The 602-nt window shown below is 43.4% G+C and carries 1 pseudogene; it reads left to right on the top strand.

Annotated features, from left to right (window positions below):
* Window positions 1-441: pseudogene (locus ACS8FC_RS19075) on the top strand (hypothetical protein); the annotation flags it as partial.
* Window positions 442-602 lie beyond the last annotated feature (161 nt).

Here is a 602-nt window from a genome sequence, read left to right as displayed (position 1 = left end):
TTTAGCCAAAAATCATGGGGTAATGGCGTATTTAGCGATACGTTAATTGGTGATAAAGCAACCTCACAGTTGCAAGTTACTAATAATCCGATTGTCGTGACTAACCGTGATGCGATTGAGGAGCGCTGGGCGCTAGTGTTTACCAGTCAAACAGCTTTTAGAATTATTGGCGAGACTATCGGTGAGATTGGTACAGGTTCAACGACGAGCACAACAAGCCCTATTAATCCAATGACTGGTTATCCTTATTTTACGATACCGCAAGGCGCATGGGGTATAGGTTGGGCGGCTAACAATGTAGTACGAATTAATACAGCAGCAGCCAAATACCCAATCTGGATTGGTAATGCTATTCAGCAGCACCAAGGCAGCAGTTCTGATAACTATGACTTTACTATTGGTTATCACGCTAACATTGATAGAGACAGGGTGACAGTATGATAATGCTTGAGGATGTAGCTAAAAACGCCATGCTGCAAGGCTTGGCATCCAAATTAAATGCAGGAACAAACTCTGTGTTGTCTATCTATGTTGGCGCAACCTTAGCGGTTGAGCTAGCACTAACAAATCCTGTGCAGTTAAGCATAACAGGCGGTGTATTG

The sequence above is a fragment of the Psychrobacter sp. 1Y4 genome (assembly GCF_051847555.1).
This window is presented reverse-complemented; position numbering and strand designations above follow the sequence as displayed.